This window comes from Nocardioides sp. Soil_C_8 (assembly GCF_057656315.1).
The window spans coordinates 394,846-410,357 of sequence record NZ_JBDGKQ010000001.1 but is presented as its reverse complement, the minus strand read 5'-3'; the positions used below and the strand labels follow the sequence as shown (position 1 = coordinate 410,357).

Sequence of the window (15,512 nt, the reverse complement as noted above, 5' to 3'; positions counted from 1 at the left end):
CTCAGTCGGCGTACCTCTCGTCCACCTGGCCGGGCGTGAGGTTGAGCAGCTCGGCCAGCTGCTCCACGACGACCGTGTGGACCATCGCCTCGAGCTCGTCGCGCGTGGTCGAGCGGTGCTCGATGGGTCGACGGAAGATCACCAGCCGCGTGGGGGCCTGGCCCTTGCCGCGGACCAGCGAGGACAGCGGGACGGTCTCGTCGCCCCAGTCGTCGGGCAGCATCGGCGCGTCCTCGACGGCGTACTCCACCAGGCCGAGGTGGCGGTGCCACCGCTCGTCCAGCGGGGTCACCACGTCGAGCACCAGCTGGTCGAAGCGCTGCCGCGCGGTCCGCAGGGCCGGGGTGCCGGGCCGGGCCGGCACCACGCCCGGCCCGCGCATCCCGCGGCCCCTCCGGTCGCGGGTCCGGTGCCGCGCCGCCTCGGCGCGTCCGCTGCCTGTGTCGCCGCCCACCCCGATGTCCACGCCGCGAGCCTAAGCGCCGGGCGTGCGTGCGCCGGGTAGCGTCGGCGCCGTGAGCCTTGCCCGTCGTTGTTCGCGGACGGCGTGTGGCCGTCCCGCGGTCAACACGCTGACCTACGTCTACGCCGACCAGACCGCCGTCCTGGGTCCGTTGGCGACGTACGCCGAGCCGCACGCCTACGACCTCTGCGAGCTGCACAGCGAGCGGCTGTCGGCCCCGCGCGGCTGGGAGGTGCTCCGGCTGGCGGCCGATCCGGCGGCGCAGGGCCCGAGCAGCGACGACCTGCTCGCGCTCGCCGACGCCGTCCGCGAGGCGGCCCGCCCCGCCCCGGCCCCGGTGCCGCTGCACTCCACCGACGACCCGACCCGCGGCGCCAAGCGCGGCCACCTGCGGGTGCTCACGCCCACTGACTGACAGGTCCCGGCACCCCCTAGGATCATCGGCGTGAACATCGACCAGCAGCTGCTGAGCATCATCGTCTGCCCGGCGTGCCACGGCGAGCTGTCGCCCGCCCCGGACGGCGTCGACGAGCTCGTGTGCCAGGGGTGCGGCAACGCCTACCCGGTCCGTGACGACATCCCCGTGCTGCTGGTCGACGAGGCCCGCAAGCCCGCCTGAGCGCTGAGGAGCTGGCCGTGGCGACCTGGTTCGACGAGGCCCGGCTGGACGACGCCGGGGTGCTGGAGACGGTCGACCTGCGGCTGCGCACGCTCGCCGAGAGCGGCGCGCGCGTGCGCCGGGAGGCTCACGAGTCCGCGGCCGCGACCGCGGAGGCGATCGCCCGCGGTCGCGACGAGGCCCGACCTCGGGCGGTGATCGCCGCGGGCCCCGACTCGCGGCTGCTGCGCGCGGTGCTCGAGCCGTGGTGCCCGGTGCCCTTCGTGGCATGGCCCAACCCGGGACTGCCCGGCTGGGCGGGGTCGCTCGACCTCGTCGTCATGCTGGCGCCCGAGGGCAACGACCACGGGTCGGCGTCGGCCGTCGCCGAGGCCGTACGCCGTGGGTCGCAGGTCGTGGTCGCGTGCCCCGAGCGATCCCTCGTGGGCGAGCACGCCGCAGGCCGGCACGTGACGGTGCTGCCGACCGTGACGGGCGACCAGCTCGCGACCGCCGTGGTCGTGCTCGACTACCTCGCCCACGTCCACCTCGGTCCTCGTGCCGACGCCGAGTCGGTGGCCGCGTCGCTCGACCGGGTCGCCGAGGGCTGCTCGCCGCACCGCGACCTCGCGGTCAACCCCGCGAAGATGCTGGCGATCGCGATGGCCGACACCAACCCGCTCGTCTGGGGCGGCTCCGTGCTCGCGGCCCGGGCGGCCCGCCGGCTGGCCGAGTCGCTGCGTCGCACGAGCGGCCGGTCCGCGATCGCCGGCGATGCCGAGCACCTGCTCCCGGTGATCGAGGCGACCAGGCCGCACGACGTGTTCGCGGACCCGATCGCCGACGAGCCGGGCGAGCTGCGACCGCTGCTGCTCATCCTCGACGACCGGTCCGACGACCCGGTCGTGCGCGCCCAGACGGGAGAGCTGAGGGCCGCCGCGGCGCGTCACGGCGTACGGGTCGAGGTGCTCGAGACCGACGCCGACGCCGAGGTCGCCCGCTACGCGTCGTTGCTGCTCGCCGGCACCTACGCCGCGGAGTACCTCCGCGTCGGCCTCGTCGACGAGTAGGCGTTTGCGGGCGTCGTCCACGGGTAGGACAGCCGGGACATCGCCACTGCAACCACAGGAGCATCCATGCGTCGCACCTCCCTGTCCATCGCCGCCGGCCTCACCGCTGTCCTGCTCGTCTCGGGCACCCCGGCCCAGGCGGCCGTGTCCGCCAAGGACCTGCCGAAGAAGGGCGACATCGTCAAGGCGTTCCCGGAGCTGGTGGACGCGGAGTTCACCTCCTTCAGCACGAAGCAGAACTCGGCGCCGGGGGCCACCTGCGACTCGTCGAAGCTCGTGAAGGTCAAGCGTCTCACCAGCATCCGCGCCGTCTCGACCACCGGGGCGTCCTACGCGCAGTCCACGGTCGTCCAGCACTCGTCGGCGGCCAAGGTCAAGGCGCTCCTCAAGTCGTGGAGGCGCTACGCCAAGGACTGCGCCACGTTCACGCAGTCCGCCACGGGCGCCACGGTCACGACCACCCTGGGCAAGGCGCCCAAGCTGGGCCAGTCGACGGTGATGCTGCAGCAGGAGACCACCGTGGCGGGCGTCGTCTCCTACTCCAACGTCGTCTTCATCGGCGACGGCAAGCGGTCGGCGGCCGTCGTGGCCATCGACGACGCGGCCATCCCCGCGTCCGCCATCAAGCAGCTCGCGAAGGTGACGGCCAAGAAGATGAAGTGACGCCTCCACCGAGGTGACCTCACGGGGCCCCGGCGCCGACCGCACCACGCGGATCGGCCCGGGGTTCCGCTGTCGTGCTACGACCGCGTGCCTGCCGGTGGCTGCTGGTCGACGTCCGCCCAGACCTCGACGAGCTCGGCGAGCAGGCCTTCGCGCACCGTCGCGAAGCTCGCCACGGCGAACTCGAGGCGCTCGCCCGTTCCGCCCGTGCCGGTCACCCTCGCTCGTAGGACCCCGCGGTCGTCGTCCACCACCAGGTCCTCGACGTGCATGCGCTCGAAGCCGGGGTAGTCCGCGTTGAACCGCACCCACTGCTCCCGGTCGAAGACCTCGCCGGTGTGCACCAGCCAGCAGGTGAAGTCGGGGTGCAGCACCTCGGGCAGCGCCTCCCAGTCGTGGGCGTCGATGAGATCGGCCAGCCGGGTGATCAGCGCTCGCGTGTCCATGGGGTGAGTGTGCCCGTCCGTTCCGACACCGCTCAGGGGCGCAGCCGCGGACCCACCGTGCTCCTCCTCGACCCGGTGATGCACCGTGCAGGCAGTTCGAGCGGACGATCGGCGAGTCCACGCTCGACCTGGTCGCTGGAGCCGCGAACTGCCTGCATGGTGCTCCTCGGAGGTTGCTCAGACGGGACGCCTCCCTCAACCAGCAGCAGCGGCGATGAGGTCGAGCACCTCCTCGGTCGGGCGGACGTCGCCGTAGGAGCGGTGCACGACGTGGAGCGTGGCGTTGTGGTCCTGGTCGCGCGTCGCCGCGCACGCGTCGGCGACGAGGACGACGCGCAGGCCGGCGGCGCTCGCGTCGCGCACGGTGTGCTCGACGCAGACGTTGGTGACGGTGCCGGTCACGATCAGCGTGTCGACGTCGCGGGACGCGAGGAGGTCGGGGAGGTCGGAGGAACCGGGGGAGTACGCACTCCGCGCGGTCTTCTCCACGACCAGGTCGTCGGGAGCGACGTCGAGCGAGCCGTCCACGCGCGACCGCGGCGGGCCGTCACCGCCGGACCGGGCGTACCGCTCGGCCACCTCGTCGCCGAAGAACTCCCGGTCCTTGGCGCTCGGTGGCGCGTAGCCCGGCACGACCCACGCCACCACCCCGCCGGACGACCGGAGCGCCGCCGCCAGGCGGTTGACCCGCGGCACGATCCCACGGACGTACGCCGACTCGCGGACGAAGAACGGCACCACGTCGACGACCACCAGCGCGGTCCGCCGCGGGTCCAGGTGCTCGAAGGCGTGCCGGCGACCCCGGCGGGCCTCGTGCCGCGCGTACTCCCGCTCCTCGACGAGCCAGACGTGGTCCGCCATGTCGGACGGGGCGGAGGGCGGCGGTGTCGGCATCCGGCGAGGCTACTGTCCCGGCTGACCTACGCCTACGACCTCCGATCGTCCGGAACCGGCCCTACCGTGGCGCCATGACCGACGCGCCGTCGTACCTCACGAGGCTGCTCACGCCGGAGACCTGGTCCGACTTCGCGGCCCTCGTCGAGGCCAACAACGGCGTGTGGGGCGGGTGCTGGTGCATGGGCTTCCACCCGGAGGGCCTGGCCGGGACCGCTGAGGACCACCGGATCGCCAAGCGGGAGCACACCGAGAGGGGCACGGTGCGCCAGGTGCTGGTGTACGACGGTGGCGACGCGGTCGGGTGGTGCCAGTTCGGCACGCCCGACGAGCTCCCCCGGATCAAGAACCTCGCGGCCTACGAGAAGGACCTCGTGGCGCTGCCGCAGTGGCGGATCGGCTGCATCTTCACCGGCGGCAGGCACCGCGGCAAGGGCGTCGCGCGGGCTGCGGTGACGGCCGTGCTCGCGGAGATCGCAGCAGCCGGTGGCGGAGTCGTCGAGGCCTACCCGGAGCAGGTCGTCGACCGGAAGCCACAGCGCGGGGCCTACCTGCACACCGGCCCGGAGTCGCTCTACGAGGAGCTCGGCTTCGTGCGGGACCGGAAGATCGCCAAGTGGCGCTGGGTGATGCGCCGCACCGTGGAGGCGTGAGCCCGCCGATAGGCTGCTCCCTCCGACCCACTGACCCGAAGGATCACCCATGGCCGGCGGACTGTTCGCCCTCCTCGACGACGTCGCCGCGCTCGCGCGCATCGCAGCAGCCAGCGTGGACGACGTCGGCGCCGCCGCGGGCCGGGCCAGCGCCAAGGCCGCCGGAGTCGTGGTCGACGACACCGCCGTGACGCCGCAGTACCTCCACGGCTCGGCCGCGGAGCGCGAGCTGCCGATCATCAAGCAGATCGCGATCGGGTCGCTGCGCAACAAGCTGCTCTTCATCCTTCCGGCAGCGGTGCTGCTCGGGCAGTTCCTCCCGTGGCTGCTGCCGGTGATCCTGATCTTCGGTGGTGGCTTCCTCGCCTACGAGGGCGCCCACAAGGTGCACGAGCGCCTCACCGGGCACGCCACCGAGGCCGAGGAGGACGTGTCGGCGGCGGGGGAGTTCACCCCCGAGCACGAGAAGCGCACCATCGCCAACGCCGTGCGCACCGACTTCATCCTCAGCGCCGAGATCATGGTGATCGCGCTCAAGGAGGTCGTCAGCTCCGACCCCGACGCGAGCATCTGGATGCGTGCGATCGTGCTGGCGGTCGTGGCGGTGCTCATCACCGTGCTCGTCTACGGCGTCGTCGCGCTGATCGTGAAGATGGACGACGTCGGCCTCGCGATGTCGAAGCGCGACTCCCGCGCCTCCCAGCGGATCGGCCTCGGGATGGTCGGCTTCATGCCGAAGCTGCTCGCCGGCATCTCGCTCATCGGCACCCTGGCCATGCTCTGGGTCGGCGGCCACATCTTCCTGGTCAGCCTCTACGAGATCGGCGGGCACGACGGCCTGCTCGAGGGCACCGCCATCGGCGACGCGCTGCACGCGCCGTACGACCTCGTCCACCACTGGGAGGAGGAGGTGCACCACGCCATCGGCGGGCCGCTCGGGGCCCTCGTGGGGTGGCTGCTCAACACCCTCGTCTCGGCACTCGTCGGCCTCGTCGTCGGGTTCGTGGTCCTGTACGTCCTGCGCGCGTTCGGCGTCGGTGGGCACGGCGGGGAGCACGGCGGGGAGCACGGTGACGAGCACGGTGACGAGCACGGTGACGAGCACGGTTCGAGCCCCGTCGACCCGCCCGCCGAGGATTCTCCGAATCGCTGAGGGCGGTCCTACTCTCTTCTGGTCCGCGCGGGAGATCCCGAGGACGCACAGATGTGCGGCGCAGACGGCTCCACCACACCAGGAGACAACCGATGGACTTCAAGGTCGCCGACCTCAACCTCGCCGCCTACGGCCGCAAGGAGATCGAGCTCGCCGAGCACGAGATGCCGGGCCTGATGGCCATGCGCGAGCGCTACGGCAAGGAGCAGCCCCTCAAGGGCGCCCGCATCGCCGGCTCGCTGCACATGACGATCCAGACGGCCGTGCTCATCGAGACGCTCGCAGCGCTCGGCGCGGACATCCGCTGGGCCACCTGCAACATCTTCTCCACCCAGGACCACGCCGCCGCGGCGGTCGTCGTCGGTCCCCCGGCCAAGGGCGGCACGCCCGAGGACCCCCAGGGCGTCCCGGTCTTCGCCTGGAAGGGCGAGAGCCTCGCCGAGTACTGGGACGAGGCCGAGAAGGTCTTCGACTTCGCCGAGGGCGGCCCCAACATGCTGCTCGACGACGGCGGCGACATCACGATGCTGCTGCACCTCGGTGTCGAGTACGAGAAGGCGGGCGCCGTCCCGTCGCAGGACTCCACGGACAACGAGGAGTTCAAGGAGGTGCTGCGCGTCCTGGCCCGCTCGCTCGAGACCGACCCGCAGCGCTGGACCAACCGCGCCCCCATGGTCAAGGGCGTCTCCGAGGAGACCACGACCGGCGTGCTGCGGCTCTACGAGCGCTTCAAGGAGGGCACGCTGCTCTTCCCGGCGATCAACGTCAACGACTCGGTGACCAAGTCCAAGTTCGACAACAAGTACGGCTGCCGCCACTCGCTCGTCGACGGCATCAACCGCGCCACCGACGTGATGATCGGCGGCAAGGTCGCCGTCGTCTGCGGCTACGGCGACGTCGGCAAGGGTTCCGCGGAGTCGCTGCGGGGCCAGGGTGCGCGCGTCATCGTCACCGAGATCGACCCCATCTGCGCGCTGCAGGCCGCGATGGACGGCTACGAGGTCAAGCGCCTCGACTCGGTCGTCGAGACGGCCGACATCTTCATCACCACGACCGGGAACTTCGACATCATCACGGTCGAGCACTTCCACAAGATGAAGCACCAGGCGATCGTCGGCAACATCGGCCACTTCGACAACGAGATCAACATGGCGGGCCTCGCCAGGATCCCCGGCATCGTCAAGGACGAGATCAAGCCGCAGGTCCACCAGTGGATCTTCCCCGGCGAGGACGGCAAGCCCGGCAAGAAGATCATCGTGCTGTCGGAGGGCCGCCTGCTCAACCTGGGCAACGCCACCGGCCACCCGTCGTTCGTCATGTCGAACTCCTTCACCAACCAGGTGCTGGCCCAGATCGACCTGTTCACCAAGTCCGACTCCTACGAGCTGGGCGTGCACGTCCTGCCCAAGCACCTCGACGAGGAGGTCGCCCGGCTGCACCTCGACGCCCTCGGTGTCGAGCTGACCGAGCTGTCCAAGGAGCAGGCCGCCTACCTCGGCGTCCCGGTCGAGGGTCCGTACAAGCCCGACCACTACCGCTACTGAGCAGCGCACTCGTTCGGCTGAGGTCGGTCGTGGTGCCCCAATAGACTGGCACCATGACCGACTTCGCCGAACCAGCGCGCGGCAGCGTGCTCGTCGTCGACGACGACCCCTCACTGGCGGAGATGCTCTCCATCGTGCTGCGGCAGGAGGGGTTCGACAGCCGCATCGTGGGGCGCGGTGACGTGGCCCTCGACGCGTTCCGCGACTACCGTCCCGACCTGGTGCTGCTCGACCTGATGCTGCCCGGCAAGGACGGCATCGACGTGTGCAAGGAGATCCGCGCCGAGTCCGGTGTGCCGATCGTGATGCTGACCGCGAAGGGCGACACCGTCGACGTCGTCGTCGGCCTGGAGTCCGGCGCCGACGACTACATCGTCAAGCCGTTCAAGCCCAAGGAGCTCATAGCGCGCGTCCGGGCTCGTGTGCGTCGCAACGACGTGACCCCCGACGAGGGGTTGACCATCGGCGACGTGTCCATCGACGTCGCGGGTCACTCGGTGACCCGCGCGGGTGAGCCGATCAACCTCACTCCGCTCGAGTTCGACCTCTTGGTCTGCCTCGCCCGCAAGCCGTGGCAGGTCTTCACGCGCGAGGTGCTGCTGGAGCAGGTCTGGGGCTACCGCCACAGCGCCGACACCCGGCTGGTCAACGTGCACGTCCAGCGGCTGCGCTCCAAGGTCGAGCACGACCCGGAGAACCCGGAGGTCGTGGTGACCGTCCGCGGCGTGGGCTACAAGGCCGGCAAGTCCTAGGAGCACCGGGTGAGCATGCGTGACCGGCTCCCACCGGTGCTGCGGCACGGGCCCGCCTTCTGGCGGCGCTCGGTGCAGGCGCGCGTCGTGGTCAGCACGGTCCTGCTCTCCGCGGCAGTCGTGGGCATCGTCGGCTGGTTCCTCATCCAGCAGACCCGCGACGGCCTGCTCGACCACCGGGTCCAGGCCGTGGTGCAGGAGGCCGAGGGCGAGACGGCGGCGGCCCGCGCGGCGCTCGCCGCCACGCCGGGCATCGATGCCGACGAGTCGGCGCAGCAGCAGGCCCTCGTCGAGCCGATCCAGGCCCGCGGCACCACGCGCGGCTTCGCGGTGGTGCTCTCCCCGCCGATCAACGAGGGACTGCGATTGGCCGACGGCGGTGCGAAGTTCACCGAGGGCCTCGACCTGGCCAGCGTGCCGGAGACCCTCGAGGCGCGCTTCGACTCCCTCTCGCCGACGGCGTGGACCTTCACCGAGATCAGCACGAAGCGTCCGATCCAGGGCCTCCCGGAGGGGCCGGGCATCGTGGTCGGCAGCCAGATCCGGCTCCCCGCCGACGACAACACCTACACCCTCTACTACATCTACCCGCTGGCCGAGCAGCAGGAGACGCTCGCGCTGGTGTCGCGCGCGATGCTCATCGCCGGCGTGCCGCTGCTGCTGCTCGTCGCAGGGCTGACCTGGCTGGTGACCCGGCAGGTGGTGACGCCGATCCGGATGGCCCGCCGGGTCGCCGAGCGCCTGGCGGCCGGTCAGCTCCAGGAGCGGCTGCGCGTCACAGGCGAGGACGACCTCGCGCGACTCGCGACGTCGTTCAACCAGATGGCCTCCAACCTCCAGAAGCAGATCCGCCAGCTCGAGGAGCTGAGCCGGCTCCAGCGGCGCTTCGTCTCCGACGTCTCCCACGAGCTGCGCACCCCGATCACCACCGTGCGGATGGCGAGCGACGTCATCCACGACGCCAAGCCCTTCCTCGACCCGGTGACCGGCCGCGCGGCCGAGCTGCTTCAGAAGGAGCTCGACCGGTTCGAGACGCTGCTGGCCGACCTGCTCGAGATCAGCCGCTTCGACGCCGGCGCCGCGGTCCTCGAGACCGAGGACGTGGACCTCGTCGAGGTCGCCCGCCGGGTGATCGACATGACCTCGGTCCTCGCCGCCCAGCGCGACACCCGCGTGGTGCTGCACGACCCCGGCTCGCCGTGCGTCGCGGAGGCCGACGTACGCCGGGTGGAGCGGATCGTGCGCAACCTGGTCACCAACGCCATCGACCACGCCGAGTGCCGCGACGTCGAGATCTTCGTCGGCGCCGACCTCCAGTCGGCCGCGATCGCCGTCCGCGACCACGGTGTGGGCCTCGGGCCGGGGGAGTCCGCGATGGTCTTCAACCGGTTCTGGCGCGCCGACCCGGCTCGAGCCCGCACCAGCGGCGGCACGGGCCTCGGCCTCTCGATCTCGCTCGAGGACACCCACCTCCACGGAGGGTGGCTGCAGGCGTGGGGGCGCCCCGGGGAGGGCGCCCAGTTCCGCCTGACCCTGCCGCGGCGGCTCGGCACCCAGCTGCGCCACTCGCCGCTGCCGCTGGTGCCCGTCGACGCTCGGGAGACGGCGTGAAGCGGGTCGTGCGGGTCGCCGTCCTCGTGGCCGTGGCGACGCTGCTGGCGGGCTGCGTGTCGATGCCGACCTCCGGGCCGGTGGTCGAGTCGGAGGCGACCGGCGGGTCGCAGGACGCGCCGGGCATCTCCTTCGACCCCCGCCCGCCACAGGCCGGCCAGGCGACCGCCGACATCGTCGAGGGCTTCTTCGAGGCGATGAAGGCCACGCCGGTCAGCGTGAGCGTCGCGCGCCAGTTCCTCTCCACGGAGGCGGCGGAGGCGTGGGTGCCCGAGCAGCAGATCATCACCTACGCCGAGCTCGGCGACCCGCCGGCCGGCACCTCGCCCCGGATGTCGCTGACCGACGTCAACACCTACGACGCCCGCGGCGCCTGGCAGCGCACCAGGGCCGACGCCACGTTGTCCCTCGGCCTGGTCAAGGAGGACGGCGAGTGGCGCATCGACGAGGTGCCCGACGCGCTCATCGTGCCCGAGACGTGGTTCGACGACTGGTACGAACGAGCCTCGCTCTACTACTTCGACCCCACGACCGAGATCATGGTCCCCGAGCCGGTGTTCGTGCCCCGCGGCGACCAGTTCGCGTCGTCGCTGGTGCGCGGGCTGCTCACCAGGCCAGGGGCTGACCAGGAGGACGTCACCCGCAGCTACTTCCCCCCGGGCACCACGGCTGGCCTCTCGGTGCCGATCACGTCCGGGATCGCGCAGGTCTCCCTCTCCGGTGACCCGGACGCGGTCGACGAGCTGACCGCCCAGCGGATGCTGGCCCAGCTCGTCTGGACGCTGCGGCAGGAGCCGCGCATCGGTGCCGTCCAGCTCAGCATCGGTGGGCGGACGATCGTCGGGCCCAGCGGCTCGCCCCAGGTCAGCCTGCAGTTCGGCAGCGGCTACGACCCCAACGGCGTGCCTGCCACCACCGACCTGTTCGCGCTCGACGGCGGGCGCGTCGTCACCGGGCCGATGGGCGAGCTCGCCCCCACCCTCGGCCCCCTCGGGCAGGAGGACTCCCTCTACGACCTGCGCTCGATCGGCGCCAGCCTCTCCGGCGTCCGCGTGGCGGGCGTGACCGCCACCGGGTCGGACCTCGTGGTCGCGCCGGCCGAGTCGCCCACCGGCGAGGTCGCGATCGTCATCTCCGGGGCCGCCGACCTCGCCGCCCCGCACTGGGACTACCGCGACCGCATCTGGGTGCTCGACCGCAACAACGGTTCGGCGCGGGTGTTCCTGGTCGTGGACGGGACCGCCGCCGAGAAGGCGGTGCCGGGCATCACCGGGCGCCGCGCGACCGAGCTCATCGTCTCGCGCGACGGCACCCGTCTGGTGGGCGTGGTGCGCACCGGCAAGGCGGACCGCGTGGTCTCTGTCCGGGTCCGGCACGACTCGGGCGGGGCGGTGGTCGGGTTCACCGAGCCGCAGCTGCTGCCGGAGCCTGCCGAGGGCACGGCACGCATCCGTGACATCGCCTGGCGCTCGCCGACGACCGTGTCGGTCCTGCGGGACATCATCACCGAGGGCCTGTCGCAGGTGCGCACGGTCTCCGTCGACGGGGCTCCGGGCGAGATCTCGACCGGCGGCACGACGACCCTCCGTGGACGCATCCGCACGCTCGTCTCCTCCCCGGTCGAGCTGGTCGAGGCCTACGCGGTCGCCGGGCGCTCCGTCTTCGCCCTGACCCGGCCCGAGCGCTCGGTGCCCGACCTGCCGCCCGGCCTGACGTCGCTGACCTACGTCGGCTGAATCCACAGGCGGCGCACCCCCGGTTGCCGTCGTACGACGACTCCTGCTGGCATGGCCGGGTGCTCGACGAGGCCCTCGACCTGTTCCTCGGCAGCCGGTGCGTGGGGTGCGAGCTGCCGGGCCGGATGCTCTGCCGGGCCTGCCGCGACGACCTGTCGGGGCGGGCCCGGGTTGCGTGGCCGAGCCCGGTGCCCGACGGGCTGGTGACGCCGTGGGTCGCGGAGACGTACGACGGCGCCGTGCGAGCGCTCGTGGTGGGCCACAAGGACCGCGGCCAGTGGGGCCACCGCCGGGTCCTCGGCGACCTGCTGGCCCAGGCCGTCGGCGGCGCGGTCGCCCACCTCGACCCCACGGTGCCGGTGCTGCTGGTGCCGGTGCCCTCGAGGCCGGGCGCCGGTCGGCGGCGCGGCTACGAGGCCACCGAGGCGCTCGTGCGCAGGGCAGCGTCGCGCGTACGTCGTGAGCGCCCCTCGGCGGTCGCGCGCCTGCTGGTCTCGCGCGGTGCCGCCGACCAGGCCGGCCTCGGCGCGGGCGACCGCGCCGTCAACGTGGCCGGCTCGATGCACTGCCCCTCCACCGCGCTCGCGCGCGCCGGCCGCCGGTGGAGCCGGGCCCACGTCCTGGTCTGCGACGACGTGCTGACCACCGGGTCGACCGCCCGCGAGGCCCAGCGTGCCCTCGAGGCGGTGGGCCTGCCGCCGGTCGCGGTGGCGGCTGTCGCCGCCACCCAGCGGCGCGCCCGCCCTGCCGGTGGGAGCGTCCGGACCGACAGGTGACCCCCCGGTTGGTTCAGGGCGGCGGAGGGGCTAGCGTCTCTTCATGGAGTCCGCCCGGGTCCGTGGTTGCGTCACGGAGAGGGCTGTGCGCGTCACCGTCAGGTGCAGCGACAGGCCCGACCCGCGGCAAGCCGATGCCAGTCGCAGGCGAAACGGTCCACGTAAGTCCCCGGGCACCGCGCTGCTCAGCAGCCCGACGTCCGTCGGACGATCACGGTGCGGCTTAGAAGTAAGTCCTGCCTCGACTCCGGCGTCAGATGCGCCGGAAGCCGGGAGAAGGCCAGTAGTGACGGAGAAGTTGCGAACGCTTCAGCAGGCGGTTGTGGGGTCGAAGACCAGGTCGGCCGGGCGGGCTCCATCCCACCCTGCCCCGGCGGGTGCTCCGCCGCGGCGAAATGGAGGGGTGCGGACCGTTCGCTAGTTGAGGAGGTTCACATGGAGGTTGTGGTCACGGGACGGCACTGCGAGGTGTCCGACCGGTTCCGCGAGCACGTGTCCGAGAAGCTCAGCCGTCTGGAGAAGCACGATCACCGGATCATGCGCGTCCAGGTGGAGGTCGGGCTCGAGAAGAACCCCCGCCAGCACGACCGGTCGACGAAGGTCGAGCTCACCGCCTTCTCCAAGGGGCCGGTGATCCGCGCCGAGGCCGCCGCCGAGGACAAGATGGGAGCCCTCGACCTGGCCCTCGACAAGATGCAGGCCCAGATGCGTCGCGCCGCCGACCGCCGCCGCGTGCACAAGGGACGCAACGCCCACGTCGGCGTGGGCGAGGCCCTGGCCGGGCTGCCCGAGGTGGAGGACACGACCTCCGACGACGAGGCCGTCGTGGAGCGCAAGGTCGGCCCGATCACGGTGACCGGCGACGGCCCGCTCGTGGTGCGCGAGAAGTCCCACGCCGCGGTCCCCATGACCCTCGACCAGGCCCTCTACGAGATGGAGCTCGTCGGGCACGACTTCTACCTCTTCGTGGACAAGGAGAGCGAGCGGCCGTCCGTGGTCTACCGCCGTCGCGGCTACGACTACGGAGTCATCTCGCTCGAGGTGGACTGAACCGACCCCTGCCCCCGGTCGCGCGCGCATGACATGATGCGCGCGTGACCGAGGCGACATCAGCAGGGACCGAACCCGTCCGCGTCCTCGTCGTGGACGACCAGGAGCTCTTCCGCCGTGGCCTCATCATGCTGCTCGGTGGAGACGTCGACATCGAGGTGGTCGGCGAGGCCGCCGACGGGATCACCGCCACCGAGCTGGCGATCACCACCGCGCCCGACGTGATCCTGCTCGACGTCCGGATGCCGCGTCGCACCGGCGTCGAGGCGTGCCGTGCGATCAAGGAGGCCGTGCCGGCCACCAAGATCATCATGCTCACCGTCTCCGACGAGGAGGCCGACCTCTACGAGTCGGTCAAGAACGGCGCCGCCGGCTACCTGCTCAAGGACTCCTCGATCGAGGAGGTCGCCCAGGCGATCCGGGTGGTCAACGAGGGCCAGTCGCTCATCAGCCCCTCCATGGCCGTGAAGCTGATCGACGAGTTCAAGCAGATGTCCAAGCCCGAGCGCGAGCAGGGCCCGGCGCTGCGCCTCACCGAGCGCGAGCTCGAGGTCCTCCGGCTGGTGGCCAAGGGCCTCAACAACCGTGAGGTCGCCAAGGAGCTCTTCATCTCCGAGAACACGGTCAAGAACCACGTCCGCAACATCCTGGAGAAGCTGCAGCTCCACTCCCGCATGGAGGCCGTCATGTACGCCATGCGCGAGAAGTTGTTGGACCTCCCGTAGGACCGAGGAACGAGGTCCTGCGGGCGCGTCCGACAAGGTCGAGTAGCCGCGCGGGCGAGGGACGAGCCCGCGACCGGCGTATCGAGACCCGGGTCGGGGGACAGGCGACACCGCTCACGCTGTCGTACGTCTCTGGTTGAGTTCGCGGCGTGGACCAGCTCACGCAGCTCCAGGCCCGCCGCATCGCGCTGGCCGCCCAGGGCTTCACCGACCGGCCCCATGCCACGCCGACGATGGCGACGTTCGACCGCACGCTGGCGCGCACCGGCGTCCTCCAGGTCGACTCGGTCAACGTCCTCCAGCGGGCGCACTTCATGCCGCTCTACTCGCGGATGGGCCCCTACGACGTCGACCTGCTGCGTCGCGCCCAGCACGGCACCGCCCGCCGGCCGCGCCGGCTCGTCGAGTACTGGGCGCACGTCCAGGCGCTGATGCCGGTGGAGCTGTGGCCGCTGATGCGCCACCGGATGGAGAAGTACCGTGCCGAGCGCGGCAAGTGGGGCTTCACCGCCGACGCGGCGCTGGAGCCGCGGGTGCTCGACGCCGTGCGGGACCGGGGGCCGGTCACCGCACGCGACCTCGAGGACGAGTTCAGCACCGGCCCGCGCACCAAGGAGCACTGGGGCTGGAACTGGTCCGAGGCCCGCAAGGTCCTCGACTACCTCTTCCTGGTGGGCGACGTCGCGGTCGCGGGTCGCAACAGCCAGTTCGAGGTGGTCTACGACGTGCCCGAGCGGGTCCTGCCGGCGAGCGTGCTCGCCGCACCGACGCCGACGCCGCAGGAGGCGGTCACCGCCCTCGTCCGCCGTGCCGCGCGCTCGCACGGCGTGGCGAGCGGCCCGTGCCTGGCCGACTACTACCGGCTGCGGCTGCAGCCCGCTCCCGGGAAGGCGAGCGTCAAGGTGGCGATCGACGAGCTCGTCGAGTCCGGCGAGCTGGTCCCGGTGACCGTGCGAGGCTGGAAGCGCCAGGCCTACCTCCACCGTGAGGCGCGGCTCCCGCGCCGGGTGGGCGCCCGCACGCTGCTCAGCCCGTTCGACCCCCTCGTGTGGGAGCGGGCGCGGGTCGAGGCGCTCTTCGACTTCTTCTACCGGATCGAGATCTACGTCCCCGCCGACAAGCGCGTGCACGGCTACTACGTGCTGCCGTTCCTCCTCGGCGACCGACTGGTCGGGAGGGTCGACCTCAAGGCCGACCGGGCCTCCGGACGCCTCCTCGTCCCGGGGGCGTTCGCCGAGGCAGGCGCTCCTGCCGACACCGCGCACGAGCTGGCCGCCGAGCTGCGACGGATGGCCGACTGGCTCGGGCTGGACGACGTCGTCGTGGGGCATCGGGGTGACCTGGCGCACGCATTGGGTGACGCGTTGGCGAGGTAGGT

Annotated in this window: 17 protein-coding genes; 14 read left to right on the top strand and 3 right to left on the bottom strand. The window is 71.9% G+C overall.

Translation table 11 applies throughout. The features are described from left to right. Position 1: 1 nt before the first annotated feature. Positions 2–466, bottom strand: a complete 465-nt coding sequence (locus tag AC3A3L_RS02110) for a metallopeptidase family protein (RefSeq protein WP_487638381.1) — start codon at positions 464–466, stop codon at positions 2–4. Positions 467–515: 49 nt separating this feature from the next. On the opposite strand from AC3A3L_RS02110, the gene AC3A3L_RS02105 reads away from it, so the two are divergent. The 4 genes from AC3A3L_RS02105 (at position 516) to AC3A3L_RS02090 (ending at position 2,794) form a co-directional block, all read left to right on the top strand. After that, positions 516–878, top strand: coding sequence for a DUF3499 domain-containing protein (locus AC3A3L_RS02105; RefSeq protein ID WP_487638380.1), 363 nt, complete (start codon positions 516–518; stop codon positions 876–878). Positions 879–908: 30 nt separating this feature from the next. Then, positions 909–1,082: a Trm112 family protein gene (locus tag AC3A3L_RS02100; RefSeq protein WP_487638379.1), complete on the top strand. Its 174-nt coding sequence runs from the start codon at positions 909–911 to the stop codon at positions 1,080–1,082. Positions 1,083–1,099: 17 nt separating this feature from the next. Further along, the gene (locus tag AC3A3L_RS02095) at positions 1,100–2,131 is read left to right on the top strand and encodes an SIS domain-containing protein (protein WP_487638378.1); all 1,032 of its coding nucleotides are present in this window, start codon (positions 1,100–1,102) and stop codon (positions 2,129–2,131) included. 66 nt (positions 2,132–2,197) lie between these two features. Next, positions 2,198–2,794, top strand: coding sequence for a hypothetical protein (locus AC3A3L_RS02090; protein ID WP_487638377.1), 597 nt, complete (start codon positions 2,198–2,200; stop codon positions 2,792–2,794). A 77-nt stretch (positions 2,795–2,871) separates the two neighbouring features. Here AC3A3L_RS02090 and AC3A3L_RS02085 read toward each other — a convergent pair whose 3' ends face one another. Both AC3A3L_RS02085 and AC3A3L_RS02080 read right to left on the bottom strand, forming a co-directional pair. Next, positions 2,872–3,240 carry a nuclear transport factor 2 family protein gene (locus AC3A3L_RS02085; protein ID WP_487638376.1) on the bottom strand — a complete coding sequence of 123 codons (369 nt, stop codon included), beginning with the start codon at positions 3,238–3,240 and terminating at the stop codon, positions 2,872–2,874. A gap of 195 nt (positions 3,241–3,435) precedes the next feature. Further along, positions 3,436–4,134 carry a cysteine hydrolase family protein gene (locus AC3A3L_RS02080; protein WP_487638375.1) on the bottom strand — a complete coding sequence of 233 codons (699 nt, stop codon included), beginning with the start codon at positions 4,132–4,134 and terminating at the stop codon, positions 3,436–3,438. Positions 4,135–4,208: 74 nt separating this feature from the next. Between AC3A3L_RS02080 and AC3A3L_RS02075 the strand changes: the two genes are divergently transcribed. The 10 genes from AC3A3L_RS02075 to AC3A3L_RS02030 all read left to right on the top strand — a co-directional run bounded on the left by AC3A3L_RS02075 (position 4,209) and on the right by AC3A3L_RS02030 (position 15,510). After that, complete coding sequence (locus AC3A3L_RS02075) at positions 4,209–4,787, top strand: GNAT family N-acetyltransferase (RefSeq protein WP_487638374.1); 579 nt, start codon at positions 4,209–4,211, stop codon at positions 4,785–4,787. A gap of 49 nt (positions 4,788–4,836) precedes the next feature. After that, entirely contained in the window at positions 4,837–5,940 is a 1,104-nt protein-coding gene (locus tag AC3A3L_RS02070) for a DUF808 domain-containing protein (protein WP_487638373.1), read from the top strand. 92 nt (positions 5,941–6,032) lie between these two features. After that, positions 6,033–7,484: an adenosylhomocysteinase gene (ahcY, locus tag AC3A3L_RS02065; protein ID WP_487638372.1), complete on the top strand. Its 1,452-nt coding sequence runs from the start codon at positions 6,033–6,035 to the stop codon at positions 7,482–7,484. A 53-nt stretch (positions 7,485–7,537) separates the two neighbouring features. After that, entirely contained in the window at positions 7,538–8,236 is a 699-nt protein-coding gene (gene mtrA, locus AC3A3L_RS02060) for an MtrAB system response regulator MtrA (RefSeq protein ID WP_487638371.1), read from the top strand. Positions 8,237–8,251: 15 nt separating this feature from the next. Next, a complete protein-coding gene (mtrB, locus tag AC3A3L_RS02055; protein ID WP_487639816.1) occupies positions 8,252–9,847 on the top strand; it encodes an MtrAB system histidine kinase MtrB in 1,596 nt (531 codons plus the stop codon). Continuing rightward, a complete protein-coding gene (locus AC3A3L_RS02050; protein ID WP_487638370.1) occupies positions 9,844–11,583 on the top strand; it encodes an LpqB family beta-propeller domain-containing protein in 1,740 nt (579 codons plus the stop codon). The genes mtrB and AC3A3L_RS02050 overlap by 4 nt, the downstream gene beginning before the upstream one ends. 59 nt (positions 11,584–11,642) lie before the next feature. After that, a complete protein-coding gene (locus tag AC3A3L_RS02045) occupies positions 11,643–12,359 on the top strand; it encodes a ComF family protein (RefSeq protein ID WP_487638369.1) in 717 nt (238 codons plus the stop codon). Between the two features lie 435 nt (positions 12,360–12,794). Continuing rightward, positions 12,795–13,409 (top strand): ribosome hibernation-promoting factor, HPF/YfiA family, encoded by a 615-nt coding sequence (hpf, locus tag AC3A3L_RS02040; protein WP_487638368.1) that lies wholly within the window; start codon positions 12,795–12,797, stop codon positions 13,407–13,409. Between the two features lie 44 nt (positions 13,410–13,453). Continuing rightward, complete coding sequence (locus AC3A3L_RS02035) at positions 13,454–14,134, top strand: response regulator (RefSeq protein ID WP_487638367.1); 681 nt, start codon at positions 13,454–13,456, stop codon at positions 14,132–14,134. A 149-nt stretch (positions 14,135–14,283) separates the two neighbouring features. Continuing rightward, on the top strand, positions 14,284–15,510 hold the full coding sequence (locus AC3A3L_RS02030) for a winged helix-turn-helix domain-containing protein (protein WP_487638366.1): 1,227 nt from the start codon (positions 14,284–14,286) through the stop codon (positions 15,508–15,510). The last annotated feature ends 2 nt before the right edge of the window (positions 15,511–15,512 follow it).